Source organism: Bradyrhizobium sp. 45, assembly GCF_023073155.1.
GTDB classification, from domain to species: domain Bacteria; phylum Pseudomonadota; class Alphaproteobacteria; order Rhizobiales; family Xanthobacteraceae; genus Bradyrhizobium; species Bradyrhizobium canariense_D.
On sequence record NZ_JADPIX010000125.1, the window covers coordinates 16714 to 35397 of the forward strand.

Annotated in this window: 14 protein-coding genes and 3 pseudogenes; 8 read left to right on the forward strand and 9 right to left on the reverse strand. The window is 59.0% G+C overall.

Translation table 11 applies throughout. The features are described 5' to 3' along the window. Positions 1-8 precede the first annotated feature (8 nt). Entirely contained in the window at positions 9-785 is a 777-nt protein-coding gene (modA, locus tag IVB42_RS28360) for a molybdate ABC transporter substrate-binding protein (protein WP_247369508.1), read from the reverse strand. Between the two features lie 233 nt (positions 786-1018). Here modA and IVB42_RS28365 point away from each other — a divergent pair, with 233 nt between their 5' ends. Further along, positions 1019-1849 (forward strand): helix-turn-helix domain-containing protein, encoded by an 831-nt coding sequence (locus IVB42_RS28365; protein WP_247369510.1) that lies wholly within the window; start codon positions 1019-1021, stop codon positions 1847-1849. A gap of 248 nt (positions 1850-2097) precedes the next feature. On the opposite strand, the gene IVB42_RS28370 is transcribed toward IVB42_RS28365, so the two are convergent. Next, complete coding sequence (locus IVB42_RS28370) at positions 2098-3537, reverse strand: IS1182 family transposase (RefSeq protein ID WP_247471455.1); 1440 nt, start codon at positions 3535-3537, stop codon at positions 2098-2100. A gap of 156 nt (positions 3538-3693) precedes the next feature. Between IVB42_RS28370 and IVB42_RS28375 the strand changes: the two are divergent. The 4 genes and pseudogenes from IVB42_RS28375 to IVB42_RS28390 all read left to right on the forward strand — a co-directional run bounded on the left by IVB42_RS28375 (position 3694) and on the right by IVB42_RS28390 (position 8775). Continuing rightward, positions 3694-4735, forward strand: a pseudogene (locus tag IVB42_RS28375) (IS110 family transposase). A gap of 582 nt (positions 4736-5317) precedes the next feature. Beyond that, entirely contained in the window at positions 5318-5623 is a 306-nt protein-coding gene (locus IVB42_RS28380; RefSeq protein WP_247369515.1) for a pilus assembly protein N-terminal domain-containing protein, read from the forward strand. Between the two features lie 448 nt (positions 5624-6071). Further along, a complete protein-coding gene (locus IVB42_RS28385) occupies positions 6072-7601 on the forward strand; it encodes an adenylate/guanylate cyclase domain-containing protein (RefSeq protein WP_247471457.1) in 1530 nt (509 codons plus the stop codon). Next, positions 7510-8775: a carbohydrate porin gene (locus IVB42_RS28390; RefSeq protein WP_247471461.1), complete on the forward strand. Its 1266-nt coding sequence runs from the start codon at positions 7510-7512 to the stop codon at positions 8773-8775. Before IVB42_RS28385 ends, IVB42_RS28390 begins: the two co-directional genes overlap by 92 nt. A gap of 107 nt (positions 8776-8882) precedes the next feature. On the opposite strand, the gene IVB42_RS28395 is transcribed toward IVB42_RS28390, so the two are convergent. From IVB42_RS28395 to IVB42_RS28405, 3 genes and pseudogenes are all read right to left on the reverse strand, one after another. Next, positions 8883-9398: a DUF1003 domain-containing protein gene (locus tag IVB42_RS28395; protein ID WP_247369520.1), complete on the reverse strand. Its 516-nt coding sequence runs from the start codon at positions 9396-9398 to the stop codon at positions 8883-8885. A 2-nt stretch (positions 9399-9400) separates the two neighbouring features. Beyond that, positions 9401-9844: a low affinity iron permease family protein gene (locus IVB42_RS28400; RefSeq protein WP_247369522.1), complete on the reverse strand. Its 444-nt coding sequence runs from the start codon at positions 9842-9844 to the stop codon at positions 9401-9403. 313 nt (positions 9845-10157) lie between these two features. After that, positions 10158-10572, reverse strand: a pseudogene (locus IVB42_RS28405) (glycosyltransferase family 4 protein); the annotation flags it as partial. A gap of 131 nt (positions 10573-10703) precedes the next feature. On the opposite strand from IVB42_RS28405, the gene IVB42_RS28410 reads away from it, so the two are divergent. Then, a complete protein-coding gene (locus IVB42_RS28410; RefSeq protein WP_345947080.1) occupies positions 10704-10988 on the forward strand; it encodes a tyrosine-type recombinase/integrase in 285 nt (94 codons plus the stop codon). 12 nt (positions 10989-11000) lie between these two features. Further along, positions 11001-12200, forward strand: a pseudogene (locus tag IVB42_RS28415) (IS91 family transposase). A gap of 767 nt (positions 12201-12967) precedes the next feature. Here IVB42_RS28415 and IVB42_RS28420 read toward each other — a convergent pair. The 3 genes from IVB42_RS28420 to IVB42_RS28430 form a co-directional block, all read right to left on the reverse strand. Beyond that, complete coding sequence (locus IVB42_RS28420; protein ID WP_247395402.1) at positions 12968-14137, reverse strand: IS110 family transposase; 1170 nt, start codon at positions 14135-14137, stop codon at positions 12968-12970. A gap of 231 nt (positions 14138-14368) precedes the next feature. Next, on the reverse strand, positions 14369-15184 hold the full coding sequence (locus tag IVB42_RS28425) for an MBL fold metallo-hydrolase (RefSeq protein WP_247395403.1): 816 nt from the start codon (positions 15182-15184) through the stop codon (positions 14369-14371). Positions 15185-15436: 252 nt separating this feature from the next. Then, positions 15437-16945, reverse strand: coding sequence for a tetratricopeptide repeat protein (locus IVB42_RS28430; RefSeq protein ID WP_247395404.1), 1509 nt, complete (start codon positions 16943-16945; stop codon positions 15437-15439). Positions 16946-17287: 342 nt separating this feature from the next. On the opposite strand from IVB42_RS28430, the gene IVB42_RS28435 reads away from it, so the two are divergent. Beyond that, complete coding sequence (locus IVB42_RS28435; RefSeq protein WP_247395405.1) at positions 17288-18241, forward strand: MBL fold metallo-hydrolase; 954 nt, start codon at positions 17288-17290, stop codon at positions 18239-18241. 177 nt (positions 18242-18418) lie between these two features. Here IVB42_RS28435 and IVB42_RS28440 read toward each other — a convergent pair whose 3' ends face one another. Beyond that, on the reverse strand, positions 18419-18568 hold the full coding sequence (locus IVB42_RS28440) for a hypothetical protein (protein ID WP_247395406.1): 150 nt from the start codon (positions 18566-18568) through the stop codon (positions 18419-18421). Positions 18569-18684 lie beyond the last annotated feature (116 nt).

Sequence of the window (18684 nt, forward strand, 5' to 3'; positions counted from 1 at the left end):
GCACGACGCTATTCGAAACCCTTTGCCTTCAGAACGGTCCGGCTGGCGGGCATGGACAGGAATGCGACCAGCGCTTGTGCGGCGTCAGCCTGACTGCTACCTGTAATGATGCCTGGGGCGAACTGGGTGTAATTCTGTATATCTGGGGGCAACGGGGCAATAAGTTCGACGGTTGGTTGAGCCAAGATTTCGCTTACTTGATTGAAGCCGATCTCGACTTCCCCGCTGGCCACGCTCGCATACAGTGTTCCAAGCGTTGACAGTCTTGTCTTGGCCTTCATCTCCCCAGCAATCCCCATTCGTTCGAGCAAGTTGGCCACGTAGATGCCACTGGCACCTCCTCCGGCCGGATCGGGATAAGCGATCGCTCTTGCGACCAGCATCGTGCGTTTAAAGGCGTCGGCCGAACTTATATCGGGCTTCGCGGCACCCTTGCGCACAAACGCGCCAACACCGACCTTCGCGATAACGATGCGGTTCCCGGCCACGATTCTGCCCTGCGCTTCAAGCCGGTCGACCGTTTGGACCGAACTCAAGATGATGTCGGCAGCCTCACCCTTTTGGACGCGGTCCGCAACAGCACCAGCGGTTCCGTAGTCCACCGTTACCTTGTGCCCCGAGGATTTCTCAAAATCCGGTATGAGGGCATCAATTGCGGGATGCAATGCAGAGGCAGATAGAAGCTTGACCTCGGCGGCTTTGGCGGCAGCTCCCACAGTGACGCCGAGCGATACCAGCCCAATTGCAACTCCCGCAGAGACACTTAGTAAGTTGCGCCGGTTCATGGCATTTCTCCCTTGGACGTCTTGTTTCGCTTTCGGCGAGATAGGCGACCATCTAATGATTAGCACGTAAGCCTACGTCGCCCCGGGTTCTTCGCGCAGAGTTTGCCGCAACGCGCCGCGACGCAATGGAAAAGCGCAGAGAATTTCCACATCGTGGACACTTGCGGGGAGCTGTGCCACGGTAAGGTTGGCACCTCACCGGGGAGCAATATCGTTTCTTCAAGGCGCATCCCATGACAGCTCGTGGCTCTCGCCATACCGCCGGCGCCGCATCCGTCGATTTGCCGGGCGGAACGCAAAGCATTCAGAGAGCAGTGGCTGTGTTGCGGATCCTGGCAACTGCCCGCGAGGCTGGCCTAGGACTCACCGAAATTGCGAAACAGGCGGAACTAACTCGCCCAACGACACATCGCATACTGAGCGTCTTGATTGCGGAAGGCATCGTTGAGAGGCGACAAGGCTCTCAACGATATCTGATTGGCGAGCAGATACCACTGCTGGCGCTTTCGCGGCGAATACGGGATCCCCTACTCGATATCGTTAGTCCTCATCTGCGGGCTGCCGTCCGTGAACTTGGTGACACCGGCTTTTTCACACGCTGGGTGGGACTTGAGACGGTCTGCGTCGCAAGGCAGCTCGGAACCTACCCTATCCAGGCCCTCGCTTGGGATGTCGGTGAACGCCGCCCCCTTGGCGTTTCCAACGCCGGAATTGCGATCCTATCCAGCATGCAAACCGACGCGGCGCGCGAAGTGCTCGCCAAAAACCGATCGCGTTTCTCTCGTTACGGCCTATCGACGGAAGCGATCTTGCAGGAGGTTGCGGTGGCCCGATCGAAGGGCTTTGCAGAACGCGCAATATCCCTCATTCCTGGCGCAAGCCCCGTATCCGTGATGATCCGGTCTTCTTTTGGCATAGCTCGTGGCGCTCTTACCATAACGCCAACACCGCGACGGCGCTCGCCCGAACGCACCGAGGAGATCGTAGCTTGCCTTCTCAGGCACGCCACGGCGGTTGAATTTGAACTCAGCAATGCGGCCACCCTGCGACCGCCGCGCCGTTAGCTTTGCGACAAAGGGAAGCCGGCTTCACCAATGGCAACGCCTAGAGTTATGGGAGGCATGTCGGCAATGGGTCTTGGTCGTGTAAAAACGCTGTTGCATGACGCGGACCGGCGCGGTCGAATTCAGGCTATCGCGGTCCGATCAATTTGGGCAAGTTTTACGGCCGCTCGACCAGAACTCATCCTGAGGCAATGTCGGGGCTCTTTTACGCGCCCCATGAACCGCAACGGCGCGCGGCAACGCCCGTATCACGCCCTCACCGCCGCCAGCAGCGGTTTCATCCCGACGATGTTCAGCACGCGTGTCAGATTGTAGCCGAGCACGCACAGCGCCATCTCGGTCGCAACTTTCGGCAGCGTCACGCACAAGAAGTGCGTCGCGCCCATGCGCATCTTCAGTGTGCCGAACGGATGCTCGACGGTCTCGCGGCGTGTGCGCATGGCGTTTGGATTCTTGTCGAGCCGCGCCTGAGCGCGTTCGAGAACGTCCTCGTGCACCCATCGCTTGATACGGCGTTGTGGGCTCGGCGTGCACTTCGATTTGAGTGGACAGGTTTTGCAGGCGTTCGTCCAATAGTTGCGCAGCTTCTGGCCGTCTTCGTCGTTGGTATAATAATATTTGAGTTTCTCACCGGCAGGGCAGCGATAAACATCCTCATTTGGCAGATAAGCAAAGTCCTGTTTGCCGAAGCGTCCTGAAGCCTTCGCACCCGATGTCATCGGCTTGGGCAAAGTCACCGTGATGCCAGATTGCTCGCACGTCACGATTTCTTCACCCTTGAAGTAGCCGCGATCGGCGACAACATCGAGCGTGTCGGCCTCAAGAACGGCTTTGGCTTGCCGGGCTATGTTTGCAAGTTGCGACCGGTCTGAGCCGCTTGTTGTCACCTCGTGCGCGAAGATCAGATGGTTTTCTGTATCAACCGCCGTCTGCACGTTGTAGCCGACGACGCCAGAACCACGGCCGCTCGTGGCCATCGAACGGCTGTCGGGATCAGTGAACGATATCTGCTGATCGGGCGACGCCAGAACCTGTTTTTCAATCGCTGCGAGTTTCGCCATTTCAACGGTCAGATTTTTGAGCCGTTCTTTGATCCGCGTCTTTTTTAACTCCAGTGTTTCCGACGGCTCCTGCCGGTCGGCGGTATCGAGCTGAGCGAGATAGCGCGCAACACTCTCCTCCAATTGCGTGCGCCGCCGCTCGACTTTGCCGCGCGTGAAGTTCTTATCGCGATTATTGACTGCTTTGAATTTGCTGCCGTCGATCGCAACGCTGGTTGTCGCGAGCAAGCCCATCTTGCGGCACACCTCGACGAAGCGCGCGCAGACCTTTTTGATGCCGGGACCATTGTCCTTGCGGAAATCGGCAATCGTTTTGTGATCGGGCGCAAGCCTGGCGAGCAGCCACATCACTTCGACGTTGCGGCCAGCTTCACGCTCAAGCCGGCGGCTCGAATGGACACAGTTGAGATAACCGTAAATGTAGAGCCCTAAGAGCGCGGCCGGATGATACGACGGCCTACCTGTGCCGGCAGGCTCAACGCCACCGAACCCAAGTTCAGCCAGATCGAGGGCTGCAACGAAGGCGTCGATCACGCGAACCGGATTGTCATCTGCAACCCAGTCGTCCAGGCATTCCGGCAACAAAGTAGATTGCCCGCGATCAGCTCCTTGAACAAAACGAGCCATGCCAGCCCCCGCCGATTCAGTGCGGGAATCATAGCAGGCACGGCGTTTTCACACATGGGGTAATTTCGGGCTCGGAGCCATACTCAGGCTCTGGGAATCAGCTCTCCAGGACTCGACGAGGCCCACCCCAGGGCCTTGCAATGATGGAGAGAGGCAATGGAGCACTATGTCGGATTAGACGTGTCACTGAAACTGACTTCGATCTGCATCGTCGATCGGACAAGGAAAGGTCGAGCGCGAAGGGGTGGTTACGTCTGACCCGGAGGCGATCGCGACGTACATCAAATTGCACACGTCACACGTCGTTCGGATTGGACTTGAGACCGGAGCAACGTCGACATGGCTGTGGACCGAGCTGAATAAGATCGGGTTACCCGTTATCTGCATTGACGCCAGGCATGCGAAGGCGGTTCTGAAGATGCAGATCAACAAAAGCGACCGAAATGACGCTGCTGGCATTGCGCGCATCATGCAATGTGGTTGGTACAAGGAGGTTTGCGTCAAGGATCTCGACAGTCATGCGACCAAAGCCCTTCTTGTCAGTCGAGCTCTGCTCGTCAAGATCAAGCGGGATATCGAAAATCAAATCCGGGGGCTCCTCAAGAATCTTGGGCTCGTCATCGGACGAGCAAAGATGAATGTGTTTGCTGTGCGCGCCGCGCAGTTGGCCGAGGAACGGTCAGAGCTTTTTGCCGCTGTCGATCCATTGCTAAAGGCACGCGAGGCCGTCGAGCAACAGATTGCGGACCTTGACCGCAAGGTGCTGCGGCTGGCTCGCAACAATGCTCAGGTGCGACGGTTCATGACGGCTCCTGGCGTCGGCCCGGTCACGGCCCTTTGCTTCCTTGCGACGATCGATGACCCCGCTCGCTTCAAGAGGTCACGAAGCGTCGGAGCCTACGCAGGGCTAACGACTCGCCGATACGCATCCGGGGAGATTGACTGGACGGGCCGAATCTCGAAATGCGGCGATAAGATGCTGCGAAGTTACCTCTACGAGGCGGCCAATGTGCTGCTGACACGCGTAGCAAAATGGTCAGCACTCAAAGCGTGGGGTATTCGGCTTGCGAAACGAAGCGGCCTACGCAAAGCCAAGGTTGCGGTTGCCCGAAAACTTGCTGTCATTCTGCATCGGATGTGGATCGATGGTACCGAATTTAAATGGTCATCAAGGGATGCTGCTGATCAGCCTGCATAAAGGATAACGAGTTCCCGCCGAACAGCGGGAGCGAACGTCCCTGCCGGGACGCTGGCGTTGGTGAGATCGCCCCTGGCTTTGCGGTGCTCGAAAGGGCAAAGCGCGCTTCACACATTGATCCGCTAACGTCATCTTACGCCATCATGCGGAGGGCACGCCCCTACCGCGGAGAGAACCATGGACCCGGCAAGGATGTTCAAGGAGAGCTTGACCTCACTCCCGGAATTAGAGAACAGCCAGGGTCAATCGCGTTGGTCTGCGCCTGAATCCGGCTCTTCAGGTCCACCCCCAGCACCGGACATGTCGCAGTACTGCGCCAACCTACGCGATGGGCCAACACCGGACCTAGTGTAGCAATTATTCAATCACCTCGTCGGCGCTTGCGACCAAGCTTGGTCGGACAATGATGCCAATGTCTTGCGCCGCATTGGTGCTGATCGAGAACTTGAACGGAGGTGGGTTGCTTTGTCCTCCAGAAAGGGGAATTTTGCGGGTTGTGAACCACTTTACATTCGGTCGATGGGCTTGATGCTACCCAGCTGACTGTTAACTTGGGCAATTGAGATCATCGGAGCATTTGCGATGGCCGCTATACTTCGAGCTTGCGCCCTTGGATTGAACCTTCTCATTGCTGCGATACCCGCTGCGAGGGCCGGCGATCAGACCGTCACTCTCAATCTCGGTTCAGGGTCAACGCTGCTGCTTGAGAGGCCGTTCAAAACTGTACTGATCGGAGATCCGAATGTCGTTGATCTTCGTACGCTGAATAGCCGCTCGGTCGTTCTCACGCCGCGAGATACCGGAGCCACGAACCTCATCTTCGTAGACGAAAATAGTGTCGCTATTGCCAACGTGAAAGTCATCGTTCGCGAGCCGGGCACGATCTAAACCAATTACCAGAGTCTGGCTTCCTCGATCTGAATGTCCGTTCAGGGTCAAAATGCGAAGAACTCAACCTGAGCAAATCTAGTCCGCCGTGCCCCAATGAGCGGACCTCAACGAAGTGCGCTGCTACTTCGCCGATGGGCCGACAACGGAAGTAGACTTCTCACCCGTTCACCCCGTCGGCGAGCGCGAGAAGCGTCGGTGGGATCGTGAAGGTGAGTGTCGCGATTTCTGGGGAGTCCTCACGGGCTCGCGACGGGGTTGGTCCGCGGGTTCCAGCGATTCACGAGCCAAAAAGGGCGTGTTTCGCCCCATGGGGTGGGGTAAACTGGTTATCTCATTCTGGTGCAGCGGCTGGTCCGCGAGCGGCTCGATCGACGGGGCGCGTTGCGACCGACGTGACTGCGGCCATCGCCAGTGATGAGTGCGGCCAAGTGTGCGTGTGAACGCCATGAATATCAGTGCGTGGCTGCGCAGCCTCGGCCTGGAACGCTACGAGCAGGCATTCCGGGAAAACGCGATCGATGAGGCAATCCTGTCCAAGCTGACCGCCGAGGACCTCAGAGACCTCGGCGTGACGGCGGTTGGCCATCGCCGTATTCTCTTCGATGCGATCGCCACCTTGCGAGCCGACTCTTTTCGCGACCCGGCCCAACATTCGGTCGAGCCCGATCGCTCCGTCGGCAAGGCTCCCGAAGCCGAACGCCGCCAGCTAACGGTCATGTTCGTCGACCTCATCGGTTCCACGGCATTGTCTGCGCGGCTCGATCCGGAAGAACTGCGCGACATCATCGGCTCCTATCACCGTCGTTGCGCCGAGGTGATCACCAGGTCCGGCGGCTTTGTTGCCAAGTATCTAGGTGACGGCGTGCTGGCCTATTTCGGATATCCGCAGGCCCAAGAGGAGGACGCCGAACAAGCGGTGCGCGCTGGCCTCGCCTTGATCGAAGCGGTGGCCAAGCTCGAGGCGGGCCACGCGACCACGTTGCGGGTGCGTGTCGGTATCGCCACGGGCCTCGTAGTCGTCGGTGACCTGCTCGGGGAGGGAGCTGCCCGGGAACAATCGGTTGTTGGCGAGACCCCTAATCTTGCCGCAAGGCTTCAAGGGCTTGCCGAACCGAATACGGTGGTCATCGCAGACAGCACGCGCCGCCTGCTTGGCGGGCTGTTTGATTATTGCGATCTGGGCACATTGCCGATCGCGGGAATTCACTATCCGGTGCGTGTCTGGCGGGTCGTGGCCGCGAGCCTGGTCAGCAGTCGGTTCGAGGCCCTACGCGCCGCCAGCACGCCGTTGATCGGTCGCGAGGAAGAGATCGCATTGTTGACCCGCCGCTGGGAGCGGGCCAAGGCCGGCGACGGTTCCGTCGTCCTAATCGTGGGTGAGCCGGGCATCGGCAAGTCGCGCATCGCACAAACCCTACTGGAGCAGTTGGGCGAGGAGCCGCACACGCGGTTGCGTTATTTCTGCTCGCCGCACCATCAGCACAGTGCGCTCTATCCCAGCATCACCCAGCTCGAGCAGGCGGCCGGCTTTCGACGCGAGGATACCGCCGAGACCCGCTTGGATAAGCTTATTGCGGTGCTGGCTCTGGCCAACCAGGAGCTGAGCGAAGCTGTCCCGCTCTTGGCGGACTTGCTGTCGATACCGACCGGCGACCGCTACCTGCCGCTCAATTTCACCGCGGAAGCGCAAAGAGAAAACGCTTCATGTGCAACTTGCGCAGGTGGAAGGACTCGCGGCGCAGCAGCCGCTGCTGATGCTATGGGAAGATGTCCATTGGAGCGACCCCACCACGCTGGAGTCGCTGGATCTGCTCATCGACCGCGCCGCGACGCTGCGGATCTTGGTGATTCTCACAATTCATCCCGACCGAAAAAGAAAGCGAGTGGAGGAAAAGACGCTCGGCCTTCTTCCCAACCCGCTGCAGAAGTACGGCGTGAAGTTCGCGGCCACTTACATCGGCGAGGTGTTCGGTAATCCTTCCGGCGGCCTGAAACAGGGCGCTATCTACGAAGGCCGTCTCAACCTCGCGGTGGATGTCGATCTGCAGAAGCTCGTCGGCATCGACAAGCTCACCTTCCATGCCAACATGTTCCAAATCCATGGCGACGGCCTGTCCCGGAGCAATCTTCAGAACTTCTTTGTCGTCAGCGGAATCGAGGCTCTACCCTCAACGCGTCTTTACGAAGCGTATTTCGAGAAGCGGTGGGGCGGGAAGAGGATCTCGCTGAAAGTGGGTCAGCTCGCCGCCGACAGCGAATTCTTCAACACCAAATATACAGACGTGTTCACCAACGCCTCAATGGGTTGGCCCGCGATCACGTCGCTCAATCTGCCCAGCGGGGGACCTTCGCCACCTTTGGCGGCCATGGGCGCAAGGCTACTGGTCAACGTGACCGACCAGCTTTCCGTTCTGGGTGGGATCTTCGACGGCGACCAAGCCGGGCCCGGACCGGGCGATCCGCAGGAGCGCAACCGCTACGGCGTCAATTTCCGCGTCAACGATCCGCCGTTGTTACTGGGTCAGATCCAGTACGCCTGGAACAACAAGAAGGGCGATCCCAACCTGACCGGCCAGGTCAAGTTCGGTGGGTGGCGGCACTTCGGCTCATTCGCCGATCAACAGCTCGCGTCGAACGGCGTCTCGCTCGCCGCTTCCGGTAGCAGTGGCGAACCCTTATTGCTGGCAGGAAACATCGGTGGTTGGGCGGTCTTCGAGCAACAGATCTACCGCCTGCCTCACAGCGACGATCGCGGGATCGGTGTGTTCGCAAGGGCCGCCGGCGCGCCCGCTGATCGCAACCTCATCGATCTCTACGCTGATGCCGGCGTCGAGTTCATCGGGCTTCGTGACGACCGGCCGGACGACAAGTTCGGGATCGCCGCGGGTTATGCCCATGTGTCCAAACGGGCGCAGGCGCTCGACGCCGACTACCGCACGTTGGTGAATCCAAATTGGCCCTTGCGAAACTTCGAGGGATTGCTGACGACGGTCTACCAATACCAGATAAAGGACGGCTGGTCGTTGCAGCCAAACTTCCAATACATCATCCACCCGGGCGGCGGCGCCACGGGACCGGGGACGCCATTCGCCGGAAAGGTCCTCAAAAACGCGTCGGTGTTCGGTCTTAGGACGACGTTAAAATTCTAGCACCGTGCGCATCGCACGGACTCTGCTCCAGGAAGAGCTCGTGCAGATGAACACGATGGCGCAGATGGCATCAGAGCGACCCCCATGTCGTCTTCCGGGCGGACATCTCATTGAGCCTTTTCAGCCTGCTCGCGCTCGCGCAAGCCTCGGGCAAGTTGATCAACAGACGTCTCCTCCGCCAATTCGTCTTGTTGGCAATCCTCGTCATCGACATTCAGCCGCCTGGCAAGCTTCTGCAATATTCTCAAAGATCGCGTCGCCTCCCGTTCGGAGAGCAGATTAATCTGAAGTTCTAGACGATCCCGCTTCTCCAAGATGCGGTCGGTTGCATTTTGGCGAATGAGGACACAGGAGGTGAGAAGTACCGCCTCCAGCGCGAGGAATGTCCCGAGCAGCGGGAACGGGAATGGATCAAGCGCGCGATCGGGGAATACCCCGCCGAACGCAATCCAACACACCACCGCCCCGCACTGCAGCACAACGAACTGCGGAGTTCCCGCAAACGATCCGATTGCATGAAAAACACGATGATGAAGAGCGATCTTTTCCTCATCCTGCTTTTCAAGGCGCAGGATGGCGTCGATATTTTCTACCGGTCTTTTCGATGATGCCGACGCTGACATGGTCAGGTGGCGATCTGCTCGGCGGCTCGCCGCGCTGACTGTCGGGTCCGGTCGAGTGTCTCATCTCCGGCTTTTTCGGCCTTGGCACGCGCTTCACATTTCGAACGAAGCTCCTCAATCTCATCGTCTGTGAGGTGCTCGATTCCCACGAGACTATTGCGCGCTGCGCTCACGCGAATGAGTTCGTCAAGCTTTACCTGAATGGCGGCGCTGTCCCGGTGTTGCGAATTCTGAATCAGAAATACCATAAGGAAAGTTACGATTGTGGTCCCAGTATTAATGACCAACTGCCAAGTGTCCGAGAACTGGAAGAGCGGGCCGCTGATGCCCCATACGACCACCACACCCGCGGCTAACAGGAAGGTCGAGGCGCGCCCCGCCGCAAGCGAAGTCTTGTTCGCCAAGTCACCGAAGAATTTTGAAATCGGCGATGGTTCGTGTGTCATGATTGTAGCCTCTACCACCGACCACAATGTTGTGTTGGGGCAAAAAGTTCCGCGTTAGGAACCATGGTCTCCCTCTGTGAAATGCTTTTCGCGGGCGCTCCCGAGAGAAGGTATTACGAGCGATCGCGGAGTACGTCCTAAGCCGCGCCCCTTTGGAGCCGACCTCAACCCTAGAATTCCACTTTGCCCCTGACTCGGAACGGATGGCCAAGGATTCGATTCCTGCCGGCTCATAAGTCAGCCGCGGAAAAATCTCTCACGCGAAGGGTCCTCCACGAGCGATCAGGTTGCGATATCGGGCCTCGTACTCCTTCGCCATCCGCAGCGGAATCCGGGCCGCACGCGCGATGCGTATGGCGTCCTCCGGACCCTTGTCCGCCGTCAGCCGCCCCAGAAAGGCCAGGTACGAACCTGGTTCGTAGGAGGGCCGAAACATATCTTTGGGCAGTCCGTGCTGGATCGTCGCGATCCAGTTTGCCTCCGGAAGCGGCCGACGCTGGTCGGCGGAAATGGAGACGAACGGAGCGTTCGCAAAGGCGCCGATTAGCTGCGGCAGACCGGGAAGGTCGAGACGGCCGTGCATGGTCGTCAGGAAAGGCACGCCGGTCCGGCTCAGCACCGGAAGAGGCAGCCAGTCGACGTGGGAGTGAATCACGTCGAAATCGCGCGCGCTCGGCGATGGCCTCGATCAGAAGCGCGTAGGCGGCGTTCGGATCCGCACCCTTCCGCCAGCATATTGTTCTCCACTGTTCGTGGTCGTTCGAACTCCACCGCAAAATCAGTGACTTGCGCCAATGGACTGTACTTCACAGTTCTTAGGTGTTCTCCCTAATCGGGACGCTGACCGTAGCTTTAGACCGTGGGTTGCCGGACGAACGAGGCCGTCGAAGGGCATTGGTGTGAAATCGATAGTCCGGCCGCCACCTGGAAAATTCCTGGCGAGCGGATGAAGATGGACCAAGACCATTACGTTCCGTTGACGGATCCCGCGCTGGCGGTGCTCGACGAGATGCGCAACGGCAGCCAAGGTGAGCTAATCTTCGTCAGTCCCGATGCCCGCGTCGCCACCAAGACGATCAGCGAGGTCATGAGCCCGTTGGAGCACATCGCGATCAAGCTGAAGGAGGCCCGGCCGCCCGGCTGACGCGAGGCCGGCGTGTCTCGTCCGGCTCTGGAGGTTGCGGATATCTTCCGCGACCGTGGCCCGGCATGGCGGCAGGCCCATGCCGGCCGTGTCAGCCTCGACCAGTTGAAGGTGATGTCGGCGATCGAGAGCTGCCGCACGGCGGCGCTCGGCGGCCATGTCGCGCGCTGCGAGGACTGCGCCTACACGTCCATCGCCTACAACTCCTGCCGCAACCGGCACTGCCCGAAGTGCCAGGGCGCCGCGGCGAAGCAGTGGCTCGCCGATCGCGAAGCCGAGCTGCTGCCGGTGCCATATTATCACGTCGTGTTCACGCTGCCGGCCCGGATCGCCGACATCGCCTACCAGAACAGGGCCATCATCTACGATCTCCTGTTCAAGCTCTCGGCCGAGACGATGCTCACGATCGCCGCAGATCCGAAGCATCTCGGCGCCAGGATCGGTATCACGTCCGTGCTGCACACCTGGGGCTCGGCCATGACCCACCACCCGCATGTGCACATGATCGTGCCCGGCGGCGGCATCTCGCCCGATGGCCAGAGTTGGGTGTCCTGCCGCCCGGGGTTCTTCCTGCCGGTACGCGTGCTCTCACGCCTGTTCCGGCGCTTGTTCCTGGGTCGCCTTGCCGCGCTCCACCAGGCCGGCCGCCTGAGCTTCTTCGGTAACGACGCTCAGCTCGCCGGAGCACAATCATTCGCCGCATTGCTTGCAGCGTCGCGCAAGACGGAATGGGTCGTCTATGCCAAGCGTCCGTTCGGCGGGCCACAAGCCGTGCTGGCCTATCTGTCGCGCTATACTCACCGCGTCGCCATCGCCAACAGCCGCCTGATCGCCCTCGACCAGCACGATGTCACCTTCAGATAGAAGGATTATCGGGTCGAAGGCCGCGACCGGCAAAAGCGGATGACGCTCGCCACAGACGAGTTCATCCGCCGCTTCCTCATCCACGTGCTGCCAAAAGGCCTTCACCGCATCCGCCATTACGGCCTGCTCGCACGGGGCGTCTGCGCCGACAATGTCGCACGCGCGCGCGAACTGCTCGCCGTCAGCGATCGTGAGGATGAACCGACCGAGACCATCGTCGACAGCGGCAAGCCACCGTGTCCATGCTGCGGCGGCCGCATGATCGTCATCGAGGTTTTTGAGCGAGGTGCAATGCCGCACCGTCAATCGACCGCGCCAATCAGCGCCATCAGGATCGACACCTCATGACCGCGCATCGGCCATTCCGCAAAGCTGTTCGTCATGCCCGCCGCTCATCGACCGGCCACGGCGCAGCGCACCCGAACGCTCATCGGTCGTCGCCCATCCGTCGATCATTGATCGCGTTCGACAACGTCCACCGCCCATTCCATGATAGCGACAGCGTCGTGCCGCGCGCTGCACCGGTTCGAACTCCATCACCAAACTCGCCTGCAGCGCTCAAATCCCCATAGAGCCTGCCGCATCAGTCCTGCCCACCATGCGCGGTTTCCTTGTATGGGGCTTTTTTTGTCAAGGAGGCGTTTCAAGAGGCGACAGGTCGCGCATCTTTTCCTTCGTCAGTTTCTTTGTTCGATCTGAAAGCCGTTTCTTCGTCCCGACCCGCACTTCGCCTGCGCTGGCGTGCGCAGAAGCTGTCAAGGTTGGCCGTCGCACGAATCATACCACAGGCTCCGCCGTTGCCAGGCCACACCTTGACAGCTTCGAGCACGACGGCACGGTTGGTGCGATCGGGATAACGATCAGAGGGGAGCTCGCTTGCGGGCGCGATCAATCGCGCCACAACCTTGTATTCGGTGGGTCCAAGGACCCGAACCATGATGCAGTCATACGCATCGGCAGCGAAGCTCCGAAGCGGCGGACCCATTCTCCCTTTCGGCATTGAAAGCCAAGGAAACACGTCGGGACCCCGCCACCTCGAACCGTCATCGGCGACACCGTCACAAGCGGACAGACAGGGCCGAAACTGTTGGGTGTCGTTCAGTGACCTCCGTTGATTATGCCGGCCGCAGAACGACGCCGTCCGGCACTACTCCCTCCCGCACGAGACGCCACAGGGCGATCAGGAGCTTGCGCGCCAAGGCCACGATCATGGTCTTGCGCGTCCCGCGGGCATTCTCGGTGCGGGCTCGAAACCACTGCGCCAAGGTGCTGTCCTTCTGGAACATGAGAAATCGCCACGCCAATTGGATCATGCCTCGTCGAACCCGAGCGTTGCCGGAACGGGTCAGCCCTTTCTCCCGGCGTTTTCTGCCGCTCTCGTCGGGCGAGCCCGTGAGGCCGGCATAACGCGCTACGGCCCGTCGGTCGCGCATGCTTCGCGACAGTACCTCCTGCACCAGCATGTCGGCCGTCTCAACACCAACCCCGATCACGCGCGCCAGCAGGTGCACCATTGCATGTGGTCCATCATTGGGCGCTTGCTTGAGACGCTCCAGGCGAGCGTCCTCGATCTGCCGTATCTGATCGCTGACGAGTCGCCGGCGCGCCATGTCGCGACGCAGCTCAGCCAGGGTGTTGGGCGGGATCGGCTCGCCCTCGGGGGAGCGCAAGCCGTCAAGGCGTTCGGCAGCTTTCTTCAGCTTGGGATTGAAGCCGCGGATGCCGAGCCGGATCAACGCTGCTTTCATTCGGTTGACGATCCGACTTTGTTCTCCGACGAGGCTCTCGTGTTCGCGGTTGGGCCGCTTGGCATCTTCGTCCTGGATTGTCGGGATCGCCACCATCTTGCAGTGATCACGCTCGCCGCGCAGCCAGCCGAGAAAAGAGCGTTTGAGCAGCTCGGTGTCGAGCCGATCGGTCTTGGCGCGCCGGTGCTCGCGCGACACCGCCACACTCGATGCGTGAATGACGTGAGCCTCAATGTCGCGTGCCCTGAGCCAGCGCGCCAGCCAGAAGCCGTCACGGCCGGCCTCGAAAACGACGGCGATGCGTTTGATCCGATGCCCGGCCTTCGTTGCTTCCTCTCGCCATCGATGCAGCAACTTCAGCAATGCGCTCTCGTCGACCGCGAGCTTCTTCAATGGCTGGCGCTCGACGCCAGGCACGATGCCGGCGACGAGCCAGCTCAACAGGCTCAGTTCGATAACTGCGATCAGCGTGCCATTCGGGTCGAGGGGGCTCGAGGATCGGCTCAGATCGTTCAACTTCTGCATGGGGCGCTCCATCGGTTCATCAGCAACAATGGATGCAATATCCTCGTCGCCGCCCCATAGCATCTCCCTTGGAGGCTTTCGGACGCCGGCCGCCCGGAATGTGCCGCGCCGTCAATCATGCGGCCGGCATCCGAAATCCTTCACACAAGCGGACATTTCGGTTCGACCGCCAATTGGTCCGGTAGGGGCCAAATCCGGACTCGTGCAGCGCAGAAAAAGTTGCTTCCATCGCGTTAGCTCGGATCACGGTTTGGCAGGTCTTCGGACGTCAATCTTCTCGCCGACGTCTATGACCATTAGATCTTCACCAAGCTCCAAGGGACCGGAGTAATTTTTCCGAGTTGGCGGAATCAGATCCTGCTCGGTCGCGTTTGGCAACACAATGTGTGAATACACTGCCAGCTTAGGCTTTGTCCGCGCAAACACCTCTCCCGCCTGCTCTGGCGTGACATGATGGGCAACAACACTTGACGTCCGCGCTGGCGGAACTCCAAGGCGCTGGAATGTTTCGGGCGAGGCGACCTCGTGCACCAACAGATCAACGTTCTGAGCGTGCCGGATTAGATTTTCAGAGGTGCGGGTGTCTCCGGAGAGCACGACAGACCGACCGGAATAGTCGATGCGATAGCCAAACGCCGGCTTTACTGGCGTGTGATCCACTTCGAACGCGGTGATCTTCACGCCGCTGTCCTCATATGTGAAGCCCTCGGCGATGTCCTCCGCGAGGATGACCACGCCATCTGGTGCGGCCCGGTCATCGTATAGCCTAATCCGGATGTCGTACTCGAATGCCTGCTCGAACAGCGACGTCATCCGCTTTGTCCCTCTTGGTCCCCACACCTGCAGTGGCCGATCCCGTCCCGGCGTAAGCCAACCGGTCAGCCACAGATCCGGGAAGCCGACAACGTGGTCTGAATGAAGGTGAGTGAGAAAGACGCCGTTTACATCCTGCCAGGGCACCTTGATCTGATTGAGTCGCTGAAGGGCACCGCGGCCCGCATCGAAAATGAACTTCTGCCCACCCGCTTCGACGAGGATGCTCGGTCCGAACCGGTTCATGACGGCCGGAGGACATCCTGTGCCTAGCAGGGTAACCCTTATTTCTTGTCCCTGTGCCGTCGCCGCCGGGACAAGGAGCAGGGCAAGTAGTGCGATTCCCAACATTCTCTGAAGACATTTTGACGACATTGGCTGCCCTCCTGGTCAAATCGCAACGTGATTACTTGGAGTCATTCGCGGCACTCTTGCTGGATCAAAGGGACTTCCGGTCTATTCCTCTTAAGTGAGCAAGCAACGAAGATCCTGGTCACCTCATTGCTCGCGAACGCCGGCCTTCCTCAGTCCTTCGACGATGTCGTCGTACTCACGACGAAACTGCGGATTGCTCGAACGTGCGTAGCCGATTTGCTGGAACCACTGGATCGTGAAGTCCGGTCGGATTGCATTCAATTCGACCAACACTTGCTGGGCCATCTCCAATTGGCCAGTGGCTCCATAAGCTGAAATCAGATCTACATACGGAAACCAGTCCAATTTACTCAAGTTGATGGAGCGCTTACATTCGTCGATGCCTTCCGCGTATTGGCGCAGATGGACATGAGCATGACAGAGGAAATAGTGCCAAGTGCCAGCGGCCGGATCTTTGGGGCTTAGGCGCAACGCGATCTGAATCGGGGAAAACGCTTCGCGCGCGCGTCCGGCCGTAATAAGTACGATCCCCTTGGATGCATACGCGACGGGCGAATTAGGATCGATTTCCAACGCTGCGTCGTATTCAGGTAAGGCTTGCTCAGGATTTCCGTAGTTCAAAATGTTTCCCTTGGCTACGTGCGCGTTTGCGGTCGCCGGGCGTTTTGCGAGAACTTGATCAATTAGGTTCAGCGCCGTCCTTTTGTCCTCGACCACGGATGTTGACCATCCGTAGATCACGCCCTCCGCGATGCACAACGACTTCCCGATCATTGCATCGATGTTGTCTGGATCGAGGCGCAGTGCGCTATCGAACAAGTCGTTTGCCTGTGCATTCGTTAACTTTGTCCGGGGGCCATAGCGCTTCGCCCAGCCGCGCATGCTGAAATCCACAGCGTCTGGATTGGTTGGCCTGTCCATTTGGCTGCGCCGGCTTTCGGCCTGGATGAGCTCGACGTTGAGAGAGCGAGCGAGCCGCGCCGTGACCTGCTCCTGCAAGGCCGCAAGATTTGTCCGATCGCCGTCAAAGCGGTCAGACCAGACGTCACGACCAGTCGACAGTTCGGCAAGTGACACGTTCATCCGGACCCGATCTCCGGCGCGCTGTACCGCGCCCTGTACCGCCCATCGGATACCAAGATCCTTGCCGAGCGTCTTGAGATCGATCTGCTTATTTTTGTAGGTGAAAGCCGTCCCGCGCCCGATCACGAACGTATCGGGCATTTGCGCGAGGTCCGTTGTCAAATCGGTCGTAAGGCCGTCGGCAAAATAGTCCTGCTCCGCATCGTTGTTGAGGTTTGCGAATGGCAGGACAACGAGAGACAAACGGGGAGCAACGTTAGGCCGGGTCGTAGCCTCCTTCTGCGTCTTTTGGCTTTCCGGAAACACGTCTGTGCGGAGCGTCTTCCAAACAGTCCAGTAGCCGACGAGGCCGCCCGCGATCGCACCGACGGCCGCAATCGAGGCCAGCGCGCCGCCAATCAACTGCAACCTTGCCCGCAGGCGGACCTTTAAATTGCGATCCGTTAGCGGCTTCCCCAGGCGCTCCTCATCGGAGACAGCTTTGTCCGGTTGATCATTATCGGATGGCGGCTTGCCAGGTGGGTCGTTGGAGACTTCCGAGTTTGTCACCGTTGCCTCTCCGCGTAGGCCACACGCTTGGACTTTTAGCTTAGCAGAATTGCACACCTGAGCTTGGTCAAGGCTTCTGACTCATTTGCGCTTCTTTCAAAGTTGTCGCGTCGTAAAGCCGGTCTAAGAGATTCACACAGGTTTCGTCTGGGCAAAAGTGTCGGTCTAGCGCTCAGCTGCAAACTTCCGGTCGTCCGCTCTCAACCGACATGTAGCGGCAGCGCTTCAACAGTAACGACGGGCCATGACTCGCTATCCCAAACCGGCTCAACCGGAACAGCGAAGTAGACGGTCCTGCCATTCAGCAGTAGCATTCTGCCGCTTCGGCGAGGGCGATCTGTGATGTTGAATAGACGAGAGACGCTAAAGATTTCCGCAGGAGCACTTCTCGCGCCGGCACTGGCGCCGAGCCTCGCCGCGGGACAATCCGCCCGCACGAAACTTGTGCTGTTGGGCACGACCGGCGGTCCCCCCTTGCAGGTTGGGCGAGCCGCACCTTCAAACGCCATTGTAACCGGGGGCTCCCTTTACGTTGTTGATTGTGGCAACGGCGTTGCCCGACAGATCGTGCAAGCTGGTCTTAGGCTCAACGCGTTAAAGAGCATTTTCATAACGCATCAGCATTCGAACCACAATTTAGACTACGGAAACCTGTTTTATTTTGCCTGGTATTCGAGCCTGCGGAAGCCAGTGTATTCTTACGGCCCGCCACCATTGGCGGAAATGACAAAGAAGTTCTTTGAGTTGAATGCTTTCGACATCGACATTCGAATTCGCGATGAAGGCAAGCCCGATCCTAGGGCGATGCTTATTCCGCATGAGATTGAGTTGGCCGGAATTGTGATGCAAGACGAGAATATGAAGGTCAGTTGTGTCTTGGCTGACCATCCACCGCTTCCGGTGGCGCTATCGTATCGCTTTGACACTGCAGATCGCTCTATCGTGTTCTCTGGTGAGCCCCGAAAGACCGACGCTCTCATTAGTCTTGCGAAAGGCGCGGACGTATTCGTCTGCGAGGCGCAATATCTTCCGGGAATGCGTCAGGCGCTCGATGGAGCCGTGAAAGTAGGCAGGTTCGATAAGGAGACCGCCGACAACCTTTTCAAAAGTGTTTCAAGCAATGCACTTACGGTCGAACAGGCCGGCGAAGTGGCTCAAGCCGCAGGGGTCAAAACGCTAGTGTTAAGTCATTTCGTTCCAGGAAATGGCGCTGTACCTGATCAGGTGTTTGTGGACGAAGCCCGCAAAGCTTTCTCCGGCGAAATCATCCCGGGCCGCGACTTGCTCGAAATTTGAATTTAGCCTCATGTTTGACAGCGTCCGGTTTGGGTCAAAGGCTGCCTGGGAAAGCTTGCATGCCTTGTTCCGGTGAACTTCAGGAAGCAGACCTCGGGAAGCTCTGAGCCAATGGAGGACTCCGCACGGTTTTTCCCATGCTGACCGACATGACATAGGGTTCAGGCGGCTCTTCGGCTAGGCGATCAAATAGAAGGTGGTTGCCAGCGCCGCGGCGAGGACCGCCAAGCGAGTGGCCGCTTTCATCATTTTCGTCATGGACGATTTTTCGATGATGAAGTTTAGCCCGCTAACGACCACGACCATGAAAGCCACAAGCAACCACATGACGCTCATCCTCTGATTGAGCACGTGGCATATGTATCGGGCCAAGTGTCCTGATTCTTTATCGTTGTTTCATTCTAACCAGACAGCACCCAACAAAGGTCTGCTCAGGGCCAAAA

Excerpts from the sequence above, each read along its gene's own strand:
- modA (WP_247369508.1), bottom strand. The coding sequence starts at position 785 with ATGAACCGGCGCAACTTACTAAGTGTCTCTGCGGGAGTTGCAATTGGG.
- IVB42_RS28365 (WP_247369510.1), top strand. The coding sequence starts at position 1,019 with ATGACAGCTCGTGGCTCTCGCCATACCGCCGGCGCCGCATCCGTCGAT.
- IVB42_RS28370 (WP_247471455.1), bottom strand. The coding sequence starts at position 3,537 with ATGGCTCGTTTTGTTCAAGGAGCTGATCGCGGGCAATCTACTTTGTTG.
- IVB42_RS28380 (WP_247369515.1), top strand. The coding sequence starts at position 5,318 with ATGGCCGCTATACTTCGAGCTTGCGCCCTTGGATTGAACCTTCTCATT.
- IVB42_RS28385 (WP_247471457.1), top strand. The coding sequence starts at position 6,072 with ATGAATATCAGTGCGTGGCTGCGCAGCCTCGGCCTGGAACGCTACGAG.
- IVB42_RS28395 (WP_247369520.1), bottom strand. The coding sequence starts at position 9,398 with ATGTCAGCGTCGGCATCATCGAAAAGACCGGTAGAAAATATCGACGCC.
- IVB42_RS28400 (WP_247369522.1), bottom strand. The coding sequence starts at position 9,844 with ATGACACACGAACCATCGCCGATTTCAAAATTCTTCGGTGACTTGGCG.
- IVB42_RS28420 (WP_247395402.1), bottom strand. The coding sequence starts at position 14,137 with ATGGAGCGCCCCATGCAGAAGTTGAACGATCTGAGCCGATCCTCGAGC.
- IVB42_RS28425 (WP_247395403.1), bottom strand. The coding sequence starts at position 15,184 with ATGAACCGGTTCGGACCGAGCATCCTCGTCGAAGCGGGTGGGCAGAAG.
- IVB42_RS28435 (WP_247395405.1), top strand. The coding sequence starts at position 17,288 with ATGTTGAATAGACGAGAGACGCTAAAGATTTCCGCAGGAGCACTTCTC.
- IVB42_RS28440 (WP_247395406.1), bottom strand. The coding sequence starts at position 18,568 with ATGTGGTTGCTTGTGGCTTTCATGGTCGTGGTCGTTAGCGGGCTAAAC.